Origin of the sequence: Bacillus cereus group sp. N14 (genome assembly GCF_016483555.1) — a bacterium.
GTDB lineage: Bacteria > Bacillota > Bacilli > Bacillales > Bacillaceae_G > Bacillus_A > Bacillus_A wiedmannii.
In genome coordinates, this window is the sequence record NZ_JAEHBQ010000015.1 from 55,307 (window position 1) to 80,928 (window position 25,622).

The window sequence follows — 25,622 nt, forward strand, 5'->3', positions numbered from 1 at the left end:
TGGACAAGCACCTAAGAGAAAGCAGAACATGTCAGTTTGTACATTTTATTATTAGGGGGAGAATTTGTATGAAAAAGGCAGTTGCTTCATTAGCTGTTATGGCGGCGTTATTACCGACATTTTCAGCACATGCGGAAGGGAAAGAGCAAATCCGAAAATCAGCTACAACTTTTAACGTTATTAGTGATATTCAAGGGGACTTAGGGGATTTTGATCACGTATTAAAAGATATGAACAAAGTGACGCCACTTTCTAGAGCGCTTATTATGAATGGAGATATAACGCCAACTGGACAGCAGTCGCAATATGATGATGTGAAGCGTGTGTTAAACAAAAATAAGCATCCAGAGAATGTATGGTCAACTGTTGGGAATCATGAGTTTTATGCTGGTAAATGGACAGCTGATGGGAAACTCTCTCAAAGTACATGGCCAAATGGTGTAACGGAAGAAACGCTATTCAACCGCTACTTTCAATTTAGCGGGCAAGAAAAGGTATATCATAAAAAAGAATTAGGCGGTTATCCGCTTTTATTTTTAGGAACTGAAAAATATATGAAATACCACGATTCAAAAATGTGGGATGAAGTATTTATGAGTGATGAGCAATTAGGATGGTTAAAACAAAATTTAGAAGAGTACAGTCAAAAAGATAAAAATAAGCCAATCTTCATTTTCTCTCATCACGTTTTACCTGATACAGTATCTGGATCAAGACAATCACCGTACTTACAAGATTATTTAAACGTCGATAAGTTGTACGATATATTAAAAGACTATCCGCAAGTTGTTTTCTTCACGAGTCATACGCATTGGGATTTAAACTTACCAGACTGGGCTGGTAAAAAGAAAATTGCAGGCGGAGATGAAAAAGGATTTACAGTTGTAAATACGGGTGGGATTGAAACAGGCTGGATGTCGGCTGGACCAAATGGCGGAGAGAAGACTGCTCCTGATGGCTATTCATTTAAACAAGGGTTACAAGTGAAAGCATATGGTAGCGATGTGATGGTGACAGCTTATGATTACAAACGTGATAAGGAGATAAAAAAATTATTAATTAGTAATGCAAAAGTTGCACAAATGGCACCAAATGTAACCGCTGATGATAGTAAAAATGTAATCGTCGGTGCAACGGAGTATATGGAGTACTCTGTAGAAGGAACGAACGAGTGGTTGACGTATAATCCAGCGAACCCTCAAAAATTTGATGGGACCAAGACTGTATACGTACGTCATAAAGGCGAAATGAACTTAGAACCAGGATTAACGCAGCTTCTTCGATTTTCGGCAAACAAGTGATTAGTAAGGGCCTACTTTTGAATGAGTGGGCTCTTTTTGTTTTGTCACTTTTTGTCGGCAAGTCGATATCTCATGTCGAATCGTCGATATATTGAAAAAATCGTTGATATATTTCAAGTTATGAACGATATATTTGAAAAATCGTCGATATAAATTTCATGTACCGTAATTAGGTTAAAATCATTAATGTAATTTCATGTACCGTATTAAAGTTAAAATTATTAATACAATTCCATTCACAAAAACTGAATTCCAACACATTTTTCACCCAGAAAGATGACTTCATCATTTTTACATGTAATAATAGTATCGTTACATACATTGTGAAAGAAGTACAAAAGGAGCGTTATTAATGAATTTAGCTAAATTCCCGAGAAAAAAATATACAGAGTCATATACACCAATTGAAAAATTAAACAATTTTTCTGAAGCACTTGGTGGGCCGACTATTTATTTTAAACGAGATGATTTACTTGGTTTAACAGCTGGTGGTAATAAGACGAGAAAGTTAGAGTTTCTAGTTGCGGATGCACAGGCAAAAGGTGCAGATACGTTAATTACAGCTGGTGGTATTCAGTCAAATCATTGCCGTCTAACACTTGCAGCTGCGGTAAAAGAAAAAATGAAATGTATTCTTGTATTAGAAGAAGGGCTTGAGCCAGAAGAGAAGCCAGACTTTAACGGAAACTATTTCTTATATCATTTACTAGGTGCTGAAAATGTAATTGTTGTACCAAACGGAGCAGATCTTATGGAAGAGATGCATAAAGTAGCGAAAGAAGTAAGTGAAAAAGGTAATACACCATATGTAATACCAGTTGGTGGATCAAATCCTACTGGTGCAATGGGATACGTTGCTTGTGCGCAAGAAATTATGGCACAATCATTTGACCAAGGAATTGATTTCAGTACAGTTGTTTGTGTAAGTGGTAGTGCTGGTATGCACGCTGGTTTAATTACTGGTTTTGCTGGAACACAAAGTCACATTCCTGTAATCGGAATCAACGTAAGTAGAGGAAAAGCAGAACAAGAAGAGAAAGTAGCAAAACTTGTAGAGGAAACGGCAGCTCACGTTGGTATTCCGAACTTTATCCCGCGCGAAGCTGTTACATGCTTTGATGAATATGTAGGACCAGGTTACGCGTTACCAACGCCAGAAATGGTGGAAGCAGTTCAATTACTTGCGAAAACAGAAGGTATTTTACTCGATCCAGTGTATACAGGTAAAGCGGTAGCGGGATTAATCGACTTAATTAAAAAAGGTACATTTAATAAAGAAGACAACATTTTATTCGTACATTCAGGTGGTTCACCAGCGTTATATGCGAATACATCTTTATTTGCGTAAGTGTAAAAAAGCATTGGGTATCCAATGCTTTTTTGTTATATACTGGAATTATTAGGAGGTGAGAGGAGGGAGTATATGAGTTCAAATGTAAAATGGACCATATATACGGTACTTAGCATTTCTATGTTACTAATTTTATTTGTGGCTTATGGAGTTTATTTATATTTCAATTAAGTGAAATGGTAACCAAACCAAAGGAAAAATAAAATAATTGCTGTGTTAAATAGAGTAAAACATAAACCGATAATGGCTAAAATTTTTTTCTCAGATTGGCTACAAAAAGAGATGACCGCTAATAGGATCGCTATAACAGCGGAAGCTAATATGAAGTAGGCGAAAGGCACGACATATTCTACTCCAACTCTGTCTAAAATAGGTGCGAAGAGAAAGAGATTAATAGTAACGAATATACTTACAATGAGAAACATATAACTTTTCCAAGTGTATGTTTGTAACTGCATAGAACGACACTCCTTTCTCTTTATTATTTATATTTTTAAGTTTAAATTAATTACCTTTATTTTACAAATCTAAATATTTTGTATTGAAAAGAGGGTATTAATATGAAAATTAGAAATTGGTCTCAAGTCTTTATTGCGATCTGTATACTCATAATAACCGGCTGCTCAAATATATCAGAAAATGAAGATCAAAGAATTCAAGTTCAAAAACATATTGGTGATAATGAATATGAAGATTTTAAGGCAGTGGCAGATAATAACGAAGTGTTGCAAGTAAAGAAAATATTAAATGATGCTAATTTTGAAAATAAAAAAGTGGAAATGTCTCGTCCAGCTGATTATCACTTTATTTTTCAATTTAAAAATCCGAAAATAGAGGCGAAGGCTGTGTTGTATCAAATTTGGGTAAGTCCTAATAAGGATAAAATAGAGATCATAGCGGGGGATAGTCGGTACGTTCAATTAGAAGGGAAACATGCAGCCACTTTGTTTCAGATTGTTACAGGGGAGAACCTAGTTGAATAAAAGTATATAGGGTTATAGGAACTCAGCTCGTATTTTTCATTTTGGAGATAATTAGTATTCAGCAAAAATAGCTATCTTTTTATATTGGAATAAATATTGAGAATCGGATAAAATGGAAATTGGACATTGACTTGATGAGCATGAGGTTCTCCGCTTATAAGCAGATTAATGAACCTTAAGGTTTCCATTAATCCGCCATTGAATAATAATACTAGGAAATATATTGTTTTTACAAAGATTCGATGTTATGTTTAATTTTCTCAATATAATATTTTCCTTATATAGGAGTGGCTATTTGAAGAAGTTAATATTATTAGTTTTATTGGCTACATGCTGTCTCACAATTGCAGGATGTTCTAATAATAGGATTACACCAAAGAATGAGTCTAAAACTTCAACATCTGTAAAGATTAAACGTATCAACAAAGCGTGGTACAAACATATTTAATAGTTTTAAGAAACTTGAAATTGTTGATGATAAAGGTCATAAGGTGAAATTCGTTAGGCTGATAGTAGAGGTTGTGAAACCTGGTGAAAAGCGGGAAGAATAGTTTGCATTTGGATTTATAAAAAATGCGACATTAAAATATTCACAAAAAAGAGTCTACATGTAGTCCTTTTTTTGTGGATATTTTTCATAAATAAAAGACATCTTATGGTGCCTTCCTCTAATTTGAAACATCCGAAAATTATTTTACCAAGTTAAGTAGTATCGCTCTTCAAAAGTCGGGGAATGCGAGGGCGCGTAATAGCTCGATTGATATGGTCCTTTTTTCACTTTATCTACCATCTTAATGTATCTGTCTATTAAAAAATCTAACTTTAATCGATTAAATGAGATGAAATCTGTTAAAAATAATGAAATTTCAGGAAAAATAAGGTACACTATTCAATGGTTTTGGTTTAAAATCGATTGACGTTAATGTATACGGGGGAAAGATTGATGAACAACAATACAGTAAATGAATCTGTTGAAGAAGTTGAGAAAAAACGGGTAAGATCAAAAAAACGTTTTACAAATTGGAAGCTAATCGCAGCGGGTGGCGGTGTAATTGCACTTCTTATTGGAGGAATGAGCTATTATCAAGCAACTCACTTCAATTCGAATGTTACGATTAACGATACAAAAGTCGGTGGTTTGAGCGCTGATCAGGCAATACAGAAATTAAAAACATCTGGACTAGCAAACAAAGTCTATATTGATCAACAACAAATTTTAGATGAACAAGATACAAAAACGGAACTGACGGAAAAAGACTTGCCACAAGTTAAGAAACTATTAAAAAGTCAGTGGACATTTTTCCCTTCCACAAAGGAAAAAGATTATTCATTGCTACCGAAAGAAGCGGATCAGTATCGTAGTGAAACGATGAAAAAACTTGTAGAAGAAAAGCTTGTTTCTATGAATGAAAAATTAAAAGCGCCTCAAGATGCTATGGCTAAGCTCGAACAAGGAAAAGTTGTTATTGCGAAGAGCGTTGATGGAAAACAGTATGACGTTACGAATCTACTAAAAGATTACGACAAGCAGAAGCATAAAAGCGAAATTCATCTAAAGTCTGCATACATACAGCCTATTAAAGAAGACGATCCAATCATCAAAAAAGAAGAGAAAGCATTACAGAATCTTCTTACGCAGTCTGTTGATTATAAAGTGCAGGATGAAGTGTATTCATTAAAAGCGAAAGATTTAATTCAAAATGCTACTATGTCAAAGGATATGAAAGTAACAATCGATGCGAGCGAAATTAAGAATAAGGTTGCTGAAATTAATAAGGCTAAATCTACATTACATAAAGACTTCGCTTTTAAAACACATTCTGGCTCGGTTATTTCAGTAAAAGGACAAGGATACGGCTGGGCACTAGATGTGGAAAAAGAAACAAAACAAGTTCAAGAAGCCTTTGAGAAAGGCGAAAAATCGCTTTCTGCTTCTAATATTCACGGGAATGGTTGGAAGAAGGAAGGGATCGGCTATGAAACAACAGCAAACAATGGCATCGGAGACACATATGCAGAAGTTTCAATTGCAGATCAACAAATTTGGATTTATAAAGATGGGAAATTAGTCGTCACAACAAATGTAGTAACGGGTAAACATAGCACGAGTGAAGATACATCACCAGGTGTGTGGTACGTTCTATATAAACGAACACCATACACGCTGAAAGGAAGCGCAGTAGGTAAAGCTGATTATGCAGTTAAAGTAGATTACTGGGTTCCATTCACAAATAGCGGTCAAGGATTCCATGATGCAGGCTGGCGAAAAGACTGGGCAAATAATGCTTATTTAACAGGAGGATCAGGCGGGTGTGTGAACCTTCTACCTAATGTTGCAAAAACTGTATATGATAGTTTGAACACGAATGATCCAGTTATTGTGTACTAGAAAATAGGTACGTATCAAGAAATAAATAAAGCAGGAAATCTTACCTGATGGTATATGAAAAAACACCTCTTGAATTCGCATACGAAGTATGTAAATTCAATGGAGGTGTTTTTGTTTGAAAACAAGAGTTCATTGCTTCTAAGAAACAAAGTAGAAAGTGATTGAGATGAAGAAACAAGTATTCAAATAGTCAATAAAATTGACATTGAATATCATTTTCACTTAATATAGAATCGTCGCATTTAATTAGACATGACTTTTTTATTAATATAATAGATTTTTAATAAGGTGTCCCATTAAAGAATTTAAACGTAGGAAAGGGTAATATAAAAATGAACTGGAAAAAAGGCGGATTATGGATTATTATTTTTTTCATTGTAAAAGGTACGATTTCTACACTGTTAATCGTTACAGGTGCTAAATATTTTGATTTATCATTTATGCAACTTTTCGTACTAATACTGGTCTTATTACTGATTTCTCTCATAAGCCGAAAATTGCTGTATAAACATAAACAAAACAAAAAGCAAAAAGAGCTAAATATATAATGAAGCCCCAGAGACCTTTGGATTTCTGGGGTTTTATTTCGATAGTTTTTTCTACATGTATATCAACTTAACAGAAAAGGTTGTCCAAAATGATAAAGTCGATGCTGATTAAAATGCGTCGGTTACTTTTATATAAGGATTGAAGAATCTTTATTCTGGAGCTACACACATTCATAAATTATGCTTGTTTTTCAATTGGTAGTTTAAATGTAAAAGTACTGCCTTCTCCTAATTTACTTTCAACTGTAATTTCTCCTCCGTGTAGTTCGACAATCCATTTTACCATCGACAATCCTAAACCTGTGTTTCCGGTGCTTGAAGATGTTCGTGCTGCGTCAACTCGATAGAAGCGGTCCCATATTTTCGTAATATGTTGCTCGCTGATGCCTATGCCATTATCGGAGACTTTACCTATTATGTTGGTTTCATCACGGAACAGTTGCATATGCACAGTGCCGTTCGCTTTGCTATAAGCAATCGCATTCGTTAGTAAATTTATTAATAAACGCATCATCAATGTTTGATCTGCTTTCATAAACAGGTCTTCCTCTATATGAGTTGTTATATCAATCGAAGCTTCTTGAACCATTAATGAAAGCTCTTCTACAACGATTTCCGTTAATTCACTCATATTGATACATTCAAATTGGAAATTATTATGCTTTCCTTGGTCAGCTCTTGCTAATAATAAGAGTTGTGAGATTAGCGCGGACATTTTACGTGATTGCTTTAAAATTACTTCTAACGATTCTTCCATTTCTTTCGGATTATTCCTCAGTGATAATGCGTATTCGCATTGTGAAATAATAACAGATGTTGGTGTTCTTAATTCATGAGATGCGTCAGATGTAAATTGTTTTTCACTTTCGAATGATGTCTCCAATCGCTCAAACATTTTGTCAAAGGTTTGTGCTAAATGATACATTTCGTCTTTCGGTGAACCTTGTAAATTAATTCTCTTCGAAAGGTCTTTACCATCACCAATTTTACTAGCTGAATCACTCATTTGTTGCACAGGTCGAAACGCTCTTTGTGTAATAAAATATCCTCCCACTGCGGCAATGAGAATAAGTAATGGGAATGAGATGAGTGTTATCACGATAAGCGTATTCATCGTTGATGATAATTGGCTCATAGTCATTATTCCACGAATCCAGACTTGCTCATCGCCGCCTGCATTATGGAGAAAATCATATACAATCCATTCTTTATTACCGTCTTTACTAGTTTGTATTTCATCGGATTTAAGCGATATCTTTTTATTAAAGCTTGTTGGACTATTTCCTGCCAGCGGCTCACCTTGTTTACTATAAATGATGATATTTACTCCATCTTCAAAGGTTTCAAAATCATCGTCCATCTTTAATTGACCATGCTTATACTCGATATCTTCAATACTTTCTTTTACTGTGCTCTTCAATTGATCTTTCATATTAAAAAGCAAAACTTTATCTGAAGAAGTTAAAATAAAAGCTAACACGAGTGCCATAATAATTACAATTAGCCCCGTATACCACAGGGTCACTCTCATTTTGATTGATAGTCTTTTCATGATTCTACTCGCAATACGTAACCAGTTCCTCGTACTGTATGAATTAACTTCGTTTCAAACTGGCTATCAATTTTTTTACGAAGATAGCGGACGTAAACATCAATAATATTCGAGCCACCTTCATAGTCGTAATTCCACACATGTTGCTCAATTTTATCTCGTGTCAACACAACTTCCTTATTACGAATCATATATTCTAAAATAGCAAATTCTTTACTGGAAAGAGTGATAACCTGGTCTCCTCTTGTTACTTTATGCGTATTACAATCTACCACTAGGTCAGCGATTTCAAACACATTAGATGTGTTTCCTGTATTTCTTCGCATTAACACTCGAATTCTTGCTAGCAGTTCGTCAAAAGCAAACGGCTTCACTAAATAATCGTCCGCACCTAAGTCGAGTCCTGTTACACGATCATCAATTGTATCTTTAGCTGTAAGAAGCAAGACAGGAGTTGTATGATTGTCCGCGCGTAATCTTTGTAATACTTGTAAGCCATCTATTCCGGGAATCATAATGTCAAGTACAATCAAATCGTAGGTAGCCATGTTTATATAATCTAAGGCATCTTCTCCATTCCCACATGCATCGACACTATAATGTTCAGCATTTAATCGTTTTACCAATATATTTTGTAAGTCTTGTTCATCTTCGACAATAAGAACTCGCATTACCATTCTCCTTTTCTTCTTATTAATATGTATCACTATAATTCCAAAACATTAAAGAAAGATTAGAAACTATTTAATTATATCATTTTATTTTTTTGTACATTAATCTTCCTTTAATGTTTGTTCAGTAATATAAAGGCAAGGATAAGGTGCACATGTAAAGGGAGGAAAACAGAATGAGAAAGTGGATGTTGATTGGAGCAATGTCTTGTTTAATTTTAACAGCTTGTTCTACTCAAGCTGATAACAATACAGAAGTACAACAACTGAAAGTGGAAAATGATACATTGCAAAAAGAAAGTGCTCAACTACAACAAGAACCACACAAAACAGGGCCTGCTACGAATGATACGAAGCAAATACAAGATTTTAAAAACGAAGTCACATCTATCGTTGAAAAGGCAAATAACACGAAACCAGTTGGAGCTAAAGAAGAAAACTTAAATACGTACTTAGCAGCAAAAAAAGAAATTGATCAATTAGATGACAAAATAGATCTATCTGATAATCAGCTAGAAGCAGATTATCACGCCGGAACGATAACTATTGAACAATATAAAGCGCAAGAAAGAGAACGCGATATACTGGAAGATCAATTAGAGCAAGCAGAAAATGCGCTTGAAGCAAGATTTGGAATAGATGATTAATTATTAAGGAGTGGATGAACATGTTAAAACATAAAAAGAAAATAATGATAAGTGTAATTGCTATTTTAGTAAGTGGTATTGCTATTGTTGGTGGATATTATGGTATGGGTTACAATTATGCAAAAAAGAATGAAAACTACACAGAGAAACAAGTTCGTGAAATTTCTTTAGCGCATACAAATGGAGAAATTATGAATGTGAAAAAGGAATTCGAATTAGAAGATGACAACTTAGCACAATCTACATTTGAATATGAAGTGGAAATCAAGACACCTGATAATCTGTTAAATAGTTTAAAGGTTAGTGCTAGAACAGGTACAATAGAAATCAATAGTGAAGATTAAAAAAATATCGCGTATTTGAAAAAACTCCTAACAAAATTTGTTAGGAGTTTTTTATGGTTATATTCTACTATTTTAAAAGAGGGACTGCTACATCACCATCAAGCTAACAAAACAAAATACCACCAAATATGAAAAGGTAGGTTATGCTTATGCGATGAACAAACATGGATTTGGCATGGCCAATGAACGAAGAGAACTTGCACTAATAAAAGCTCTTATACGGTTGCCTCTGAAAAAATGAAAATATGTAAAAGTAGTTGGAAATATTTTTACGTTGTACGGTTTTTGGCTATGAATAGTGGAATAAATATTAAGTATTCAACAGTTAAAATAAAACGAGTCATCTTTTTATTTTAAGAAAAAAGATGACTCGTTTTATGCTAAAATTCACTTAGTGTATATTTTCGTTAAAATGTGGGTGGGACCCCTTTTAGCAAAACCGGAGTGGAAATGATGAGTATAAACAGTTTTGTGGGATTGATAAAGGACGAATTATTAAAAGAGGTAAGTATAAGAAGTGAGGATGAATTCGAACCTGTAGTAGTTAAAGATATTCCTAGACTTTGGAAGTGTTTAGGGATGGGTAATTATGCCGCAGTATTTATGCACAAAGAATATAAAGATTGGGTAGTGAAAGTTTACGCACGAGAAGGAGAAGGAATTGAAAAAGAGTCAGAAGTATACCGAAGAATCGGAAATCATCCTTCTTATTCGAAGCTTATATATAAAGGAGAAAATTTCATAGTATTGAAACGTTTAAAAGAAATTACCTTATACGATGCTGTTCATAAAGGGATTAAAATTCCTAAGCAGGTGATCCTTGATATCAATGCAGCTTTAGAGTATGCAAGGGAACAAGGATTAACTCCTTGTGACGTTCACGGGAAAAATGTGATGATGGAAAACGGAAGAGGATATGTAGTCGATGTATCTGATTTCTTAAAAACAAAAGAAGATAGTAAGTGGAGAGACCTAGAAAAGGCATATTTTACATTTTATTTGCCTTTCATTTATAAATTTCCTTTTCCTATTAAAATACCGTATTTTATGTTAAACATCGTTAGACATTCGTATAGAAAATATAAGAAGTTTAAAAAGAAATTCAAATTGTAAAAGGACCACATACTTATTTTTAGGTTAGGTAAGTGAACCACTAGTAAACAAAAGGACCGTACATTTTAGATATGTCTAATATGTACGGTCCTAATTTTATAACTTCATGAAGTAATCAGTAAGCTTTACATTTCCTTTTTCACGCAATTACTTATTTTCTTCCTCAAACCCTTTATTCTTTTTCTCTAACTTTTCAATTCTTCTTTTAAGTAAAGCAATGACGGCATTTTGATTGTTCTCGCTCCGTTTAATCTTAGGGTCCACAAATCCTTTTTATTGTTGATTTTGCAAGGAATTGATGCGTTTTATGAGCACTGTATGGTTTTATTCACTCCGGCTTCTTTCTGTCACACTCTTGAAGTTAATTATATTTTTCTACGTACTAAATAAAAAGATAAGGCCCCCATAATAACAGGTGCAACGAAATCAAAGAAATGGGAAAAATTAAAAGGAAAAAGAAAAAGAAATGGTATAAGTGTATAGATAACTGCTAGTCCTATAAATACAGGAATTCCAAATTGAAATTCTCTACATCGTTTGATTTTCCTGTATAACACTTCCCCAATTAGACAAGCTACAAGAGTCGGTATACTACCATAAGTGACGATCATTTTAATGAATCCTAATACAATGTTTGGGTGAATAAAGCTAGGATGAGAAATATATGAAATCAAGAACCATCCAAAAATAAAAGCAAACAGACTTGCAGCATAACTAATTGCAAATTTTATCAATGTAATCATCCTCACAGTTTTCTAGTATTAACTCTATCGTATGACATGAAATCCTATTATTAGTAGTAAGAAAAAAGCGGATCCCTACTCTAAAAAGGCATCCACTCATCCTTCTATACTTGTTTTATTTTCTTTGCCCTTGCAAACTTCCAAAAAGCTGCAAGTAGTATGAGCAGTGGAATTCCCTGAATAAAGAGAAATCCTCCGAAAAAATAAAGTGCACGACTAACTAGAGGAGGGGCTGTTGCCGACTCACCCGCAAAATAAGCCCCATAATTAGCCGCTACACCTGCATAATCAGCTATCCCACCTATAAGAAAAGCCGCTGGACTTATGATTAGATTTATCCCTAAACAGATCATTATTGAAGATAGGTTTTTAGCCTTAATTTTTGGTGAAACAGACAAGAAAAATAAGAATATTGCAGTGCCGTTTATAAGAAGTAGTGTTATTACAAAATAAATTCCCATGATATCCCTCCATGATTTTAATTGTACCATCAGCAAGGACAACTTTGTGTAAATTTGGATGAATAGGGTCTTCATGTGAGGTTAACATAACGTCTCATTAACAGTAGTCAATGATGCATATAATTTTCGTTTTTGCTTTCTTTTCTGAGCTGGATAGCGGTGGGGGTGAGTCATAAATTGTGGAACACATTCTTAAGTTATTTAATATGAAAAAATGAAATTCTCCTTCTGCAATTCATTCAAATTGGCCAATCTCCACATCTTTTGAATTCCCTGAAGTGCTAAGCATAAGCAAAATAATTAACTATCCTATGCAAGAAAGTTAGGCTAGTTAATCGCATATGTTTTATTGAAGGGATGTGATTGCATTATGGAACGACCGAATTGGGGAATTGGAGGATTAGTATTCGTTGGCTGCATGTTTCTTGGCGGAGGAGTGGGATCTATATTAGGCGATACGCATGCTGGATGGCTAATAGGGATGGGTGCTGGATTTATTGGGATGGCTTTAACGAGACTGGTCAGAAAGTAATATAACGGGATTCTTCTTCGGGTAAATAAGGGAATATGTACGTAAGTAATTCATGGTATAAGAGCTCTATAAATTATAGTTAGAAACTTCTCTTTTCAAAATTTCTCCATACATAGATATGATTCTCAAGCCGGAGGATGGCACCTTAGGGTGTTTTTTTTATGCTCTCTAAAAATGTTTTACCATATAATAGATTTCGTGAGATTCCGATAATCTTTTTTGTAATAGAATAGATTCATTACCGTTTCAGACCGACGTATTCATTCATAACCTAACAGTAAAAGGGGGATGATTCAAGGTATGGCGTGTAATGATGAATTAATTTGTCAACAGTTTGCAAGAATTATCGGTGGCCAAGAAGGATTCGCCGGTGGAAAATGCGTGGCAACAATAAATCGGGATGAAATACATGCAACTATCTTAGGAAAACGTTTTAGAGTAACAACTTCCTTTTCATTCGAATCAAGAGATAATAAAACTGGACGAGCATTATGTCTAGGCCGGATAGCGCTATTACAAAAAGAAGTCAATGGATTTGTTGCTACAATTATTAAACAAGGAATAATCGTTTCGTCTATACACAATGAGTGGTTATGTGATGATCCAAATTTAATTTACGTTAATATCGAAGACGTTGATGATCCGCTAAGCTTTGCAAGGAAAGTTAGAAAAGCGTTATGTAATTAACCAATCTATTTAGTTAAATGAGCAATATAAAAGGATCTTCAATCGAAAGATCCTTTTATACATAAGGTGAAGGTTTTTCTTTGTATTGCATTAATTAAGTTCACTTGACTAGCAAACGGACGTAATTCCTATGCACGAATCGATATAATAATAATCTCCGCCTTTATTGTAGCGTGAGTGTTAGTCAAAATTAAATATATACGACAAATTTTGACAAAGAAATACATGCATTTTTGTTATGCTATGAAAGTTATTGATTTGTAATGTATATATAGGAGGATTTTTTAATGTTAAAGAAATTGTTATTTTTTGTACTTTTGAGTTTGTGTGTAATGTCTTTAAGTGCTTGTAAAGGTGATGAAGAAAAGTTAAAAGTAGCATCAGATGAGCAAAAAATAGATGAAGATAAAAAAGTAGCGGAGGAAGAAAAACGTAAGCAAGAAGAGCAACAAAGAGCAGAAGAAGAGAAGCGTAAGCAAGAAGAGCAACAAAGAGCAGAGGAAGAAAAACGTAAACAAGAAGAGCAACAAAGAGCAGAAGAAGAGAAGCGTAAACAAGAAGAGCAGCAAAGAGTAGAAGAAGAGAAGCGTAAACAAGAAGAGCAGCAAAGAGTAGAAGAAGAAAAACGTAAGCAAGAAGAGCAACAAAGAGTAGAAGAAAAGCGTAAACAACAAGAGCAGAAGACTCAGCAACAACAGTCTATACAACAAGAGAGAACACAAAAACAAGAAAAAACCACACAAGCAACAGGTGGGAAACCAACAAGATCACAAATTTCAGTTGGTTCACATGTAGTTATTCAATTAGATAATGACTATAGTAAAACTGTAAGTGGTGTTGTGAAAGACATTTTAACACATAGTGAAACACATACATACGGCATTAAAGTTCGATTACAAGATGGACAAATTGGCCGTGTTCAAAGTGTTAATTAGTGAAAAAAGATTTGACTACTTTTCAAATAAATAAACGCTACAAAAAACCGGTTCTTTCGTAAAGGAACCGGTTTTTTGTAGCGTTTTGCTTAGCGTACGAAATTGGCGTTTTGTTGATGTCACCACACCTCTATCAAGTTACCACATACAAGGTAATAGATGTTTTTATAATTTGAAAGGAGAGGAAACGAGCTTGGAGGGAGTACTGGAACCATACAATAAATACATTGAGGGGACATGTTTATCCGCCCGTTCTAATTAACTAAAAGAAGAACTTTCCCATACCGAGTAGACTACTAAGCATTCCGATTCCATTCATGGTGCCTTTTCCTACTGTCAGTAAGTTTCCAAGCAGTCCTGGCTGACCGTTATTCCCCCATCCCATAGGACTTACCTGTCCTCCCCATCCTGGAGGGTTTCCAAAAATACCCCAGTTATTATTGGTATTAAAATTAAAAGCTTTAGCTGGTGGCGATAGTAAAGCGGCGAGATGACCTTGTGCGAACATCCCTGTATGATTGAATGGTTGAGCCCAGGGTAAGGGAGGTTTTTGGAAATTACCTGCATGGCCTGGTAATGGAGTCCAATTAGCAGGATGTCCTTGGGGCATCATCCCTGCATAATGGATTGGCTGACCTAAAGAGAAGGGAGGAGTTTGAGGATTGAAACCCGTATAATTGGCTGGTGAATCCCAACCAAATGGATAGACTCGAGGACTACAATTCTCAGAGATCCTCAGACCATTCATTCCCTCGGCTTTAGTTATTAGGGGCTGTGAATATAATGATGACATTGAAATTTGGTTATTATAGTGTTCCTCGTCGCCCTTTGAATTCAAATACCAATATTGGTGCATAAGCTTATTCCCCTCACTTTAAAAATGTAATGTTAGACTTAGCCTATGTAATATTCCTTTTTATGGATGGTTACATAACTAGATTTACAAGCCTGTATTTAGAGGAATAGGTGTATGGTCTTGTTGATTTATCCTACTATTTGCGGGCAATAAGACAACTCCACCTCAAAATTCAGCCTAATTTAATTTCGGTTAACAAACGCGTTTATAAAGGTTTAATCAATAAAAAAGATTTTAAAACGTTATGTTGAGCAAATAGAATTGCTAAAAAGAGAATATCCATTCGAAGAGTTTGGCAAAATACTGCAAGGATAATGTATTCTTGTGCAGATATACAAACGACTTAAACGAATTAATGGAATTTATAATGAAGGGGTAAATGAATATATGAGTGAAACATTACATAAAAGAAAGCCACCATATTTAATGCTTGTAATCCTTTTTATTGGAGCATTTGTTTCGTTTCTAAATAACTCGCTTTTAAATGTAGCCTTGCCATCAATAATGAAGGATTTAGACATAAAAGATTATTCAACGATTCAGTGGCTTTCTACAGGGTATATGCTTGTAAGTGGTATATTAATTCCAGCCTCAGCATTTTTAATAACCCGCTTCTCCAATAGGAGCTTATTTATTACATCTATGTTGATTTTTATTCTTGGTACGGCCTTAGCGGCTTTAGCACCGAACTTTAGTTTATTACTTACTGGTCGGATGGTTCAAGCAGCAGGTTCTTCAGTCATGGGGCCTTTGTTAATGAATATTATGCTAGTAAGCTTTCCAAGAGAAAAAAGGGGAACAGCGATGGGGATTTTTGGGTTAGTTATGATTACAGCTCCAGCAATTGGACCGACACTATCAGGTTATATTGTAGAGTATTATGACTGGCGTTTGCTTTTTGAAATGATTTTACCGTTAGCAATCATTAGCTTACTGTTAGGGATTTGGAAGTCAGAGAATGTCATGAAACAAAACAAAAATGCAAAACTTGATTATCTCTCATTACTATTATCTTCTGTCGGTTTTGGCGGTTTGTTATATGGATTCAGTTCTGCAAGCTCCGACGGTTGGACGAATAAAGTGGTCTTAACAGCCTTAATCATAGGCGCTATTGCCCTAATTGCTTTCATTATACGTCAATTAAAAATGAATGAACCGTTATTGGATTTACGTGTTTATAAGTACCCAATGTTTGCACTTGCGTCTGTAATTGCGATTGTTAACGCAGTGGCCATGTTCTCGGGTATGATTTTAACCCCAGCTTATGTACAAAACGTCCGCGGTATTTCACCGCTGAGCTCTGGGCTGATGATGCTTCCAGGTGCGGTAATAATGGGGATTATGTCACCAATTACAGGTAAACTATTTGATAAATATGGCCCTCGCATTCTTGGTATAGTAGGACTTTCCATTACAGCCGTTTCAACTTATATGCTAGCAAATCTGCAACTCGACTCTAGTCACACGCATATTATTCTTATTTACACACTGCGGATGTTTGGGATGGCGATGGTGATGATGCCACTTATGACAAATGGTCTTAATCAATTGCCAACGCGCTTAAATCCGCACGGTACAGCTGTTAATAATACAGCTCAACAAGTATCCGGTTCAATTGGTACTGCTATCCTTGTTACGATTATGAATTCGGTAACAAAAACAAAAGCTGAAAGTCTAATGGCTGATGTAGATCCAACAACCTTCACAGAAGCTACGAAGGCAATGTTAACTCAGAAGGCTTTATTATCTGGAATTCAATATTCATTTTATGTAGCGCTTGGCATGAATATTGTTGCACTACTATTAGTTTTTTTCGTTAAACGTGTAGATACAAGCGCGGAAGCTGTCGAGAGGTTAAATCGGTAGAGTAAAATAAAACTTTAGATCATGATTCCTATAAGTTTTTACTGTTTAGTTAGACTATGAAGAAATGCAAATTTCTGCTGCTAAGGCGCTGGTATTTAAATTTGGAAAAGAACCAGTGAAATATAGTAAAAAGGATCTGATATTCATATCAGATCCTTTTTCATTAGTAACACAGTATACTTGCTTATCGTATTTGTTTGAATTGACATTAGGAACTACTGGTTTTCCCAATACTACAATCTTTAGCTCTCAATTTCTGATAAACATTATAATAATACGCTTCATTTTAATTTAGTATTTTCTCTGCAAGTTATAAATCTAATATTAACAAACAGCTTAGATTACCAACCTTATAAGCAATATCATAATCGTGAATAGTTAGGGAAAAGATAAAATAAGGTAATCAATTACATATCTTTATCCCAGGCGATTCATTGCTATCTTCTTTTTATTGAATGGGATATTTTATTTCATGCTTTTTTGAAAGGGTGTTTTTAATGGATAAAAAAGTATCTGCCATTCCTCAACCTAAAACATATGGATTGCTGGGGAATCTCCCATTAATCGATAAAGATAAACCGACCTTATCGTTTATCAAGCTGGCGGAAGAGTATGGTCCCATTTTTCGAATTCAAACTTTAAGTGATACCATCATTGTCGTTTCTGGACATGAACTGGTAGCAGAAGTCTGTGACGAAACAAGATTTGATAAAAGTATAGAGGGTGCTTTAGCGAAAGTTCGCGCCTTTGCTGGAGACGGATTATTTACAAGCGAGACTCACGAGCCTAACTGGAAAAAAGCTCATAATATTTTGATGCCTACATTCAGCCAACGAGCAATGAAAGATTATCATGCTATGATGGTCGATATTGCTGTACAACTCGTTCAAAAATGGGCACGGCTTAATCCGAATGAAAACGTAGATGTTCCGGAGGATATGACTCGCCTTACATTGGATACAATTGGTCTATGTGGTTTTAATTATCGATTTAATAGCTATTATCGTGAGACCCCTCATCCTTTTATTACTAGCATGAGCCGTGCTCTAGATGAGGCGATGCACCAATTACAGCGGCTGGATATAGAAGATAAACTCATGTGGAGAACGAAACGTCAATTTCAGCATGATATTCAATCTATGTTTTCTTTAGTAGATAATATTATTGCTGAACGTAAAAGTAGTGGAAATCAGGAAGAAAATGATTTACTTTCTCGTATGTTAAATGTGCAGGATCCGGAAACTGGTGAAAAATTAGATGATGAAAATATTCGTTTCCAAATTATCACTTTTTTAATAGCAGGGCATGAAACAACAAGTGGATTATTATCTTTTGCAATCTATTTTTTATTAAAGAATCCAGATAAATTGAAAAAAGCCTATGAAGAAGTAGATCGGGTTTTAACAGATCCCACTCCAACATACCAACAAGTTATGAAATTAAAGTATATCCGGATGATTTTAAATGAATCGCTACGTCTATGGCCTACTGCTCCAGCATTTAGTCTCTATGCAAAAGAGGATACAGTGATTGGTGGGAAATATCCAATTAAGAAAGGAGAAGATCGTATTTCTGTTCTTATTCCACAGCTACATAGGGATAAAGACGCGTGGGGAGACAATGTGGAAGAATTCCAACCTGAACGATTTGAAGAGCTGGATAAGGTTCCTCATCATGCTTATAAGCCATTTGGAAATGGTCAACGAGCATGTATCGGTATGCAGTTTGCACTTCATGAAGCCACACTCGTAATGGGAATGCTTCTTCAACATTTTGAATTCATCGATTATCAAGACTATCAGCTGGACGTAAAACAAACATTAACGCTAAAGCCTGGTGATTTTAAAATTAGGATTCTACCCCGAAATCAAACTATTAGCCATACTACTGTTCTTGCGCCTATAGAGGAGAAACTGAAAAACGATGAAATTGAACAGCAAGTTCTGAAGACTCCTTCTATTATTGGAGCCGATAATCTTTCGCTTCTTGTTCTGTATGGATCGGATACAGGGGTAGCAGAAGGTATTGCAAGAGAACTAGCAGATACAGCTAGTTTAGAAGGTGTTCAAACGGAAGTGGTAGCTCTTAACGATCGAATTGGAAGTCTGCCAAAAGAAGGGGCGGTTCTTATTGTAACTTCTTCTTATAATGGAAAACCACCAAGTAATGCAGGGCAGTTTGTGCAATGGTTGGAGGAATTAAAACCGGATGAGCTAAAAGGTGTTCAATACGCAGTTTTTGGTTGTGGAGATCATAATTGGGCTAGTACTTATCAGCGAATTCCAAGATACATTGATGAGCAAATGGCTCAAAAAGGAGCAACAAGATTTTCTACACGTGGAGAAGCGGATGCAAGTGGTGATTTCGAGGAACAGCTCGAGCAATGGAAACAAAGTATGTGGTCTGATGCGATGAAGGCATTTGGATTGGAACTTAACAAAAACATTGAGAAAGAACGCAGTACATTAAGTTTACAATTTGTTAGTCGTCTTGGAGGATCGCCTCTTGCGCGAACATATGAAGCAGTTTATGCATCTATATTGGAAAATCGTGAACTTCAATCATCTAGCAGTGAAAGAAGCACGCGACATATTGAGATATCCTTGCCACAAGGCGCTACGTATCAAGAAGGTGACCACCTTGGGGTGCTGCCAATTAATAGTGAGAAAAATGTCAACCGAATTTTAAAACGCTTTGGATTAAATGGGAAGGATCAAGTCATACTGAGTGCAAGTGGACGGAGTGTAAATCACATACCTTTAGACAGTCCTGTTAGTTTATTTGACCTTCTTAGTTATAGTGTAGAAGTTCAAGAAGCAGCCACTCGGGCACAAATACGAGAAATGGTGACATTCACAGCATGCCCTCCTCATAAAAAGGAATTGGAATCATTATTGGAAGAGGGAGTTTATCATGAACAAATATTAAAGAAACGTATGTCAATGTTGGATCTTCTTGAAAAGTATGAGGCTTGTGAACTCCGATTTGAACGCTTTTTAGAACTTCTTCCTGCGCTCAAACCGCGTTACTATTCTATTTCAAGCTCTCCACTCGTTGCACAGGATCGTTTGAGCATTACGGTTGGTGTTGTTCATGCACCTGCATGGAGTGGGGAAGGGACATATGAAGGAGTCGCTTCTAATTATTTAGCTCAGCGTCATAATAAAGATGAGATTATCTGTTTCATTCGAACGCCACAATCGAACTTTCAATTACCTGAAAATCCAGAAACACCAATTATCATGGTTGGACCAGGTACTGGAATTGCACCATTCCGTGGATTCTTGCAAGCGCGTCGTGTTCAAAAGCAAAAAGGTATGAACTTAGGACAAGCACATCTATATTTTGGTTGTCGTCATCCTGAAAAGGATTATCTCTATCGTACAGAACTAGAAAATGATGAAAGAGATGGATTAATCTCTTTACACACAGCTTTTTCTCGCTTAGAAGGACATCCTAAAACATATGTACAGCATTTAATAAAACAAGATAGAAGCAATTTAATTTCGTTATTAGATAATGGGGCTCATCTTTATATATGTGGTGATGGAAGTAAAATGGCTCCTGACGTAGAAGACACCCTTTGTCAAGCATATCAAGAAGTTCATGAAGTCAGTGAACAAGAAGCAAGGAATTGGCTGGATCGTGTGCAAGATGAAGGGCGATATGGAAAAGATGTTTGGGCTGGTATATGAATTTTTCTTAATTAGATAAGTAATATGTAACGAATGAACTTCTTTCGAATAAGTGTTAATTTAAAAAATAAACTTATATATAAAAATCCCGTATTATTATTGAATACGGGATTTTCTTATTTTTAAATAAGCTGAACTGATACTGTAGAAAAATAATAGTTAATTCATTTGACAATTAAAATGACCTAATTTAATATATATGTCATAGCATATAAATAGTGAAACAAACAAATTCATTGTGAATAATTGACTGGTATGCTATATCCTTTTATATCTTAATTTATAGAGGTGATATATGAATTTACATGATTTAATAGGCTATCTTGTTCATCGTACTGATGTGAAAATGACGAATTATTTTACGAAGAAATTAAAGCCTTATGGAGTTACGCCAGAGCAGTGGGGGATTATTAGTGTTCTTTGTAGCCAAAGGGGCACTACTCAAAAGGAGTTAGCAGAAGCTATTGATAAAGATCAAACTACTGTCGTAAGAATGATACAGTCAATGGAGAGAAAAGGGATTGTAAAGAAGGCTTTGAATGACCAAGATAGGCGTTCACACAACCTATTTTTAACTGAAAAAGGTGACGAGTTAAAAAAAGAAATCCTGCCTGTAGTAAAAGATGCTCACCATTTCGTTACGAGTAATCTGAGCGAGGAAGAGATTAAAGTATTACAATCATTATTAAACAAATTGTATGATACACGCTATTAATACTTGTTCCTTATTGATGCTATGCTATTTATAAGGAACAAATTGTATTTTAGGTAAAATATATGCTATAGCATATATTTTTATTTGAAGGAATGGAGAGATAGCTTTATTTTGTATGATAATTGATTCAGAATCACCTTTTTTCCTAGTACCAGTCAAATTTTTATATTATATATGCTATAGCATGTTGATTTTATCAAATAAATAAGAAAGATGTGATTGCAATTTTAATATTAATCAATGTAGTAAAAGTTGTATTGTTTGTTTTCTTTTTAATGACAGGTACGAAAATTATATCTGGGAAAATGGCAGAGGAGTTCAAGCGATTTGGTTTACCTTCGTTTTTTAATTTCTTAACCGGAGCTTTTGAGATTGTAGGAGCGATTGGAATGTTGATAGGAATTTGGGTTCCAATGGCAGCTTTATTAGCAGGATTGTTGTTAGGTGGTACGATGCTTGCAGCTGCATTAACTCTTATTGTACTAGTGAGAGATCCCTTTAAGAAAGCAATACCTGCGCTTGTTTTGTTTGTCCTTAGTTTAGGGATCAGTTTGTATCATATTTTTTAAACATAACCGAAAACTGTTAAACTTTATGCGTTCAAGTTGATATTATTTTGTAATTATTTTATAGATAGGGGTTGTGAAAATGTAGATAAAATTTCAAATGAGTGCAGGAATAACAGCAGCACTCATTTAAGATATTACCTGCATTCGAATTGAAAAATATTGAAAATAGGAGTGAGTAAAGATGGCATATTTATTACAAGTTGATTTTCCATTTGAAGGTCCTTTTGGTGAAGAAATGGAAAAAGGATTTTGGGATTTAGCAAACAGTATTAACGAAGAAGAAGGATTCCACTGGAAAATATGGACGGAGAATGAAGAAAAAAAAGAAGCTGGAGGCATTTATGTATTTGAAGAAAAACAAGATGCTGAAAAATACGCGAAAATGCACAAGGGCAGACTTCAAGTAGCTGGTGTTAAAGATATTAGAGTAAGAATTTTTAACATTAATGAAAAGTTAACTAAACTGAATCGTGGTTATAGTAAATAATGAGGGACACAGAATTCAAAAAAAGAAGGGGATAATCTCCTTCTTTTTTTGAATTCTTCTTTTATGTCTTATTATGTTTTATGCAAAAAATCCCTATATAAATAAGGATTCGTGTATCGGCATATAGTTCCTTAGAAAAGGTTGTACTAAGTCTAACATATGAGAGTTCTTATATTTGGGAAATTGACGTGAAAGTACTGTGAAAAAAGTTGTATTGAAATAATTATTTATAAAAGGGTACGCCCCTTACTGGGAGGTAAGGGGCACAGGAAATGCAAATTTATTTGTAATTTGCTAAGTTGGTTATAACATATATACCTGTCTATACATGTTACAAAATTATGAACATAATTAATATTTAGTAACTAGGAGTAAAGAAGGTTGTATGACTTAAGTTATTTTTTTTTAGGAATATAACAGTAAAATGCGAGAAGAGACCTGATAACAGGTCCGTTTTTGTTATTGCTTTGGCGTATAATAAATAATGTTGTTTCTCGCGTATCGATACGCGAGAAATAGAGGGAATATCTCATCGGTATCCTTTCCTATCAATCTACAGAAAGAGTAGCGTGTTTTTTTATTTTAGGGGCATCTCTTTTTATTAGTTTGATACCGATGTGACAATACCCCTTTATTGTTTTTCAGACTTCGCTTGTTCTAGAATGTATGCTTCTTCTTGTTCCGGTGTCGCTAATTTGTATGCCTTACCAGTGCTGTTATTGTCCCATTCCCAAAAAAAATTATGCTCCTCAACGGATTGAGAGGTTAGTAGATGATTCAAATCTAAATCATATTGTGGGTTCGGAATATAGTAACATAGCTTTGTTTGAAGTCGATGAAAATGGCAAATACACTATAATTGCTACTCCTAAATACGATGAGTTAAGGGTCACTTACTTTTATGGTGATTACGCAGCTAAAAAAATATAGAATAGAATCTTAGGTTGATTTGTTCAATCTTTTTTCAAAACACGTTTTTAATTTTTACTCGTTTATCAAGATTATTAGCATCCGTGTATTTATATAAAAATACGTATAGATTAAAAGTGAAAAAGCTAGTCGTAGAGAAACTTTAAGATATTGAATTGTAAAGAATAGTATCCTTGTACCAGAAGTATATTTATAGCTTGGATTTATTTTTTCTGACTTTCTATTTTTAATAAATATAAAATAGAAACCATTTTAGCATTCCAAAGCAAAATTTCCTATACAAATCTTTAATTAATATAATAATCTATGAGTAGAATTAACATTTTATTTATATTAAAACATCGAAAAGAGGTGGGACTTTGAACAAATGGGCTATATTATCTTTAATATGTGTACCTTACGCTCTTTTAACTATAATAAATGAGCATACATTACAAATAGGTGGATCAGCGAATATCTTTTGGAAAGTTGGTTTAATTGCACCACTTATAGGCGTTTTATTTTCAGCTGGAGCCAGTAAAACTTACCAACGTGTTATGCTTGCAATATTTAATTTAGGTTACTATTTTGCACTTTACATCTATATGATATACACTTTTTAAAATACTTTTATATTTGTTTATGAACATATATTTTGGGAGAAAATCATGAAAAATAAAACATACTATTTATCAATAATTTTCACAAGTCTTGTTTGTTTATTTTTATTTACAAAAGCTTTAGGATTTATCTTTTGGATAAATGGTGCACCAATAGACAAATGGGTAGCTTTGGTTGGTTTATTTACTATTCCGATTTTTACCTACTACTCTTTTACAGGACAAAATTTTAAAAAAACACAAAAAACGGTAACCATAGTTATAATAATAGTTCAAATAATATGGCTAAAATGGGCTATTAATCAATCCAAATATTATGTACATGTTAACAGTAATAACATTCTCCCATCTCCATATATAATTCAGGAGACTCCAAATTCAGATACTCCTATTTCTCTTGGTCAAAGACTTTTAACTAACTATACTTTTTATAAATCAATTCATTCATATCTATATGTAAGAGAAAATGTCACAGAAAGTGATCGAGGGATTGTTGATTGGATAAAATATTTTGATAGCGAAATAAAAGAAGAAAAAGAAGGACGCATCTATATCGAAACTTATAAGGGGACATTATTTTTCAAGTAAATTGTAAAGGGAGAATTCAATTTGAAATCTCCCTTTTACATTCAACCATTTACTATCTACTCTCCAAATATAAAAATATCAATAGAGTAGATACAATAATTTTTATTCTATAAACTATCCTTAATATTTGTTTATGGCATCTGACATCGTAGATTTCATTGTTTGTAACAGTTCTTCTTTTGTTATTATTTTTTGTACATTTTTAAAAGGTCCGCCTAAAGATTCACCATTTTGATCCTTAATCTCTAGTTCTGTTATCTTTTTATTATTCTTCTGAATGAGTTGAAATAGAGCATATAAACGATCTAATTCTACTGAATCCAATTGGCTAAAGTCAATCTCGTTACTCATTTGCAAAGTTAATAATAATTCATTAGTTGGTTTTCCTTCATCTGGATCTTTACTATCTAAAATATATTGAAGAGCATTTTCCGTTTCAGATTCCACGTAGCCTAATTTTTTCATTTCTTCTAGTGTTGGTTTGAATTTCTTATATTCCTCATATGTTTTTTTTCCATATTGGTATTCATCACCTACTGGATATGAATAGAGGAGACCTTGTACCTTTACTCGGAATTTTAGATATTTGTTATTTTTTTCTTGCACAGTATGGTAGGTATTACCACCATTATTTTCATTTATCGGGCTCCAATCTGTTACAACAACATCAATACCGTGTTTTTTTTTTATATATTCTTGTACCTCAGCTCCATTTGCTTGATTACAACTACTTAGACATAAGAAACAAAATACTAGCAATATTACATGTTTCAATCTTTTCATATAAGCACTCCCTACGTAAGAATTAATTCTTGAATGTGCAGCACACTACAAAACCTTCTTTTCCTGAGTCGTATACTTTAACTTTTATATAGTTTGAATCTTATTGAATCATTTAAGTTCCTGACGTTCCCAACTATACTGCTTGAAGCATTACAGTATTAAAATAAACAACTTATTTATTTTAAGGTCTTTCTCAATTCTATAAGCACATGGTTCATTGGGCTTATATCTAAAATGTACATTCATACGATGGTATCTATTTTACTATAAAATTTAG

The 25,622-nt window shown here is 34.3% G+C and carries 24 protein-coding genes and 2 pseudogenes; 18 read left to right on the forward strand and 8 right to left on the reverse strand.

The annotated features are described in order from the left end of the window. The first annotated feature begins 68 nt into the window (after positions 1–68). Together JDS82_RS20040 and cuyA are read left to right on the forward strand one after the other, a co-directional pair. Positions 69–1,301 carry a DUF4073 domain-containing protein gene (locus tag JDS82_RS20040; protein WP_199713813.1) on the forward strand — a complete coding sequence of 411 codons (1,233 nt, stop codon included), beginning with the start codon at positions 69–71 and terminating at the stop codon, positions 1,299–1,301. Positions 1,302–1,653: 352 nt separating this feature from the next. Continuing rightward, the gene (gene cuyA / locus JDS82_RS20045; RefSeq protein WP_001046584.1) at positions 1,654–2,649 is read left to right on the forward strand and encodes a D-cysteate sulfo-lyase; all 996 of its coding nucleotides are present in this window, start codon (positions 1,654–1,656) and stop codon (positions 2,647–2,649) included. Positions 2,650–2,819: 170 nt separating this feature from the next. On the opposite strand, the gene JDS82_RS20050 is transcribed toward cuyA, so the two are convergent. Next, entirely contained in the window at positions 2,820–3,110 is a 291-nt protein-coding gene (locus tag JDS82_RS20050) for a hypothetical protein (RefSeq protein WP_098057095.1), read from the reverse strand. Between the two features lie 102 nt (positions 3,111–3,212). Here JDS82_RS20050 and JDS82_RS20055 point away from each other — a divergent pair, with 102 nt between their 5' ends. The 3 genes from JDS82_RS20055 to JDS82_RS20065 all read left to right on the forward strand — a co-directional run bounded on the left by JDS82_RS20055 (position 3,213) and on the right by JDS82_RS20065 (position 6,572). Beyond that, positions 3,213–3,635 carry a YhfM domain-containing protein gene (locus JDS82_RS20055; protein ID WP_000702376.1) on the forward strand — a complete coding sequence of 141 codons (423 nt, stop codon included), beginning with the start codon at positions 3,213–3,215 and terminating at the stop codon, positions 3,633–3,635. A gap of 943 nt (positions 3,636–4,578) precedes the next feature. Beyond that, positions 4,579–6,024 carry a L,D-transpeptidase family protein gene (locus JDS82_RS20060; RefSeq protein ID WP_199713814.1) on the forward strand — a complete coding sequence of 482 codons (1,446 nt, stop codon included), beginning with the start codon at positions 4,579–4,581 and terminating at the stop codon, positions 6,022–6,024. Positions 6,025–6,356: 332 nt separating this feature from the next. After that, a complete protein-coding gene (locus JDS82_RS20065; RefSeq protein ID WP_001104092.1) occupies positions 6,357–6,572 on the forward strand; it encodes a hypothetical protein in 216 nt (71 codons plus the stop codon). Between the two features lie 178 nt (positions 6,573–6,750). Here the strand turns inward: JDS82_RS20065 and JDS82_RS20070 are convergent, their stop codons facing one another. Next, positions 6,751–8,124 (reverse strand): sensor histidine kinase, encoded by a 1,374-nt coding sequence (locus tag JDS82_RS20070; protein WP_199713815.1) that lies wholly within the window; start codon positions 8,122–8,124, stop codon positions 6,751–6,753. Continuing rightward, positions 8,121–8,795, reverse strand: a complete 675-nt coding sequence (locus tag JDS82_RS20075) for a response regulator transcription factor (RefSeq protein ID WP_001264520.1) — start codon at positions 8,793–8,795, stop codon at positions 8,121–8,123. Before JDS82_RS20075 ends, JDS82_RS20070 begins: the two co-directional genes overlap by 4 nt. Before the next feature lie 176 nt (positions 8,796–8,971). Here JDS82_RS20075 and JDS82_RS20080 point away from each other — a divergent pair, with 176 nt between their 5' ends. The 3 genes from JDS82_RS20080 to JDS82_RS20090 all read left to right on the forward strand — a co-directional run bounded on the left by JDS82_RS20080 (position 8,972) and on the right by JDS82_RS20090 (position 10,899). Continuing rightward, complete coding sequence (locus tag JDS82_RS20080) at positions 8,972–9,442, forward strand: hypothetical protein (RefSeq protein ID WP_064057487.1); 471 nt, start codon at positions 8,972–8,974, stop codon at positions 9,440–9,442. A 20-nt stretch (positions 9,443–9,462) separates the two neighbouring features. Then, positions 9,463–9,786, forward strand: coding sequence for a PepSY domain-containing protein (locus JDS82_RS20085; RefSeq protein WP_000912144.1), 324 nt, complete (start codon positions 9,463–9,465; stop codon positions 9,784–9,786). Between the two features lie 453 nt (positions 9,787–10,239). Next, the gene (locus JDS82_RS20090) at positions 10,240–10,899 is read left to right on the forward strand and encodes a protein kinase family protein (protein ID WP_000026520.1); all 660 of its coding nucleotides are present in this window, start codon (positions 10,240–10,242) and stop codon (positions 10,897–10,899) included. Positions 10,900–11,264: 365 nt separating this feature from the next. On the opposite strand, the gene JDS82_RS20095 is transcribed toward JDS82_RS20090, so the two are convergent. Both JDS82_RS20095 and JDS82_RS20100 read right to left on the reverse strand, forming a co-directional pair. Then, a complete protein-coding gene (locus JDS82_RS20095; protein WP_033658739.1) occupies positions 11,265–11,642 on the reverse strand; it encodes a hypothetical protein in 378 nt (125 codons plus the stop codon). A gap of 104 nt (positions 11,643–11,746) precedes the next feature. Beyond that, positions 11,747–12,103, reverse strand: a complete 357-nt coding sequence (locus JDS82_RS20100) for a hypothetical protein (RefSeq protein WP_000513488.1) — start codon at positions 12,101–12,103, stop codon at positions 11,747–11,749. Positions 12,104–12,473: 370 nt separating this feature from the next. Here JDS82_RS20100 and JDS82_RS20105 point away from each other — a divergent pair, with 370 nt between their 5' ends. From JDS82_RS20105 to JDS82_RS20115, 3 genes are all read left to right on the forward strand, one after another. After that, positions 12,474–12,635, forward strand: coding sequence for a hypothetical protein (locus tag JDS82_RS20105; protein ID WP_000441005.1), 162 nt, complete (start codon positions 12,474–12,476; stop codon positions 12,633–12,635). A 300-nt stretch (positions 12,636–12,935) separates the two neighbouring features. After that, positions 12,936–13,322, forward strand: coding sequence for a DUF1259 domain-containing protein (locus tag JDS82_RS20110; RefSeq protein WP_098057554.1), 387 nt, complete (start codon positions 12,936–12,938; stop codon positions 13,320–13,322). Positions 13,323–13,609: 287 nt separating this feature from the next. Continuing rightward, positions 13,610–14,257, forward strand: coding sequence for a YwbE family protein (locus JDS82_RS20115; protein ID WP_199713816.1), 648 nt, complete (start codon positions 13,610–13,612; stop codon positions 14,255–14,257). Between the two features lie 262 nt (positions 14,258–14,519). Here JDS82_RS20115 and JDS82_RS20120 read toward each other — a convergent pair whose 3' ends face one another. Continuing rightward, a complete protein-coding gene (locus JDS82_RS20120) occupies positions 14,520–15,113 on the reverse strand; it encodes a hypothetical protein (protein ID WP_199713817.1) in 594 nt (197 codons plus the stop codon). Positions 15,114–15,500: 387 nt separating this feature from the next. On the opposite strand from JDS82_RS20120, the gene JDS82_RS20125 reads away from it, so the two are divergent. The 5 genes from JDS82_RS20125 (at position 15,501) to JDS82_RS20145 (ending at position 22,445) form a co-directional block, all read left to right on the forward strand. Next, positions 15,501–16,979 (forward strand): DHA2 family efflux MFS transporter permease subunit, encoded by a 1,479-nt coding sequence (locus tag JDS82_RS20125; RefSeq protein ID WP_064470864.1) that lies wholly within the window; start codon positions 15,501–15,503, stop codon positions 16,977–16,979. 497 nt (positions 16,980–17,476) lie between these two features. Then, the gene (gene cypD, locus JDS82_RS20130; protein WP_199713818.1) at positions 17,477–20,674 is read left to right on the forward strand and encodes a bifunctional P-450/NADPH--P450 reductase; all 3,198 of its coding nucleotides are present in this window, start codon (positions 17,477–17,479) and stop codon (positions 20,672–20,674) included. Between the two features lie 295 nt (positions 20,675–20,969). After that, positions 20,970–21,389, forward strand: a complete 420-nt coding sequence (locus JDS82_RS20135; protein WP_001048560.1) for a MarR family winged helix-turn-helix transcriptional regulator — start codon at positions 20,970–20,972, stop codon at positions 21,387–21,389. A gap of 218 nt (positions 21,390–21,607) precedes the next feature. Beyond that, positions 21,608–21,958, forward strand: a complete 351-nt coding sequence (locus tag JDS82_RS20140; protein WP_048566310.1) for a DoxX family protein — start codon at positions 21,608–21,610, stop codon at positions 21,956–21,958. Positions 21,959–22,139: 181 nt separating this feature from the next. Then, positions 22,140–22,445, forward strand: coding sequence for a monooxygenase (locus JDS82_RS20145; RefSeq protein ID WP_199713819.1), 306 nt, complete (start codon positions 22,140–22,142; stop codon positions 22,443–22,445). 631 nt (positions 22,446–23,076) lie between these two features. On the opposite strand, the pseudogene JDS82_RS29820 reads toward JDS82_RS20145, so the two are convergent. Beyond that, a pseudogene (locus JDS82_RS29820) lies at positions 23,077–23,208 on the reverse strand (DUF6241 domain-containing protein); the annotation flags it as partial. A gap of 526 nt (positions 23,209–23,734) precedes the next feature. Here JDS82_RS29820 and JDS82_RS20150 point away from each other — a divergent pair. After that, positions 23,735–23,977: a hypothetical protein gene (locus JDS82_RS20150; RefSeq protein ID WP_061671974.1), complete on the forward strand. Its 243-nt coding sequence runs from the start codon at positions 23,735–23,737 to the stop codon at positions 23,975–23,977. Between the two features lie 45 nt (positions 23,978–24,022). Next, the gene (locus tag JDS82_RS20155) at positions 24,023–24,562 is read left to right on the forward strand and encodes a hypothetical protein (RefSeq protein WP_064449543.1); all 540 of its coding nucleotides are present in this window, start codon (positions 24,023–24,025) and stop codon (positions 24,560–24,562) included. A gap of 123 nt (positions 24,563–24,685) precedes the next feature. Here the strand turns inward: JDS82_RS20155 and JDS82_RS20160 are convergent. Beyond that, positions 24,686–25,345 (reverse strand): annotated as a pseudogene (locus tag JDS82_RS20160) (hypothetical protein); the annotation flags it as partial. Between the last annotated feature and the right edge of the window lie 277 nt (positions 25,346–25,622).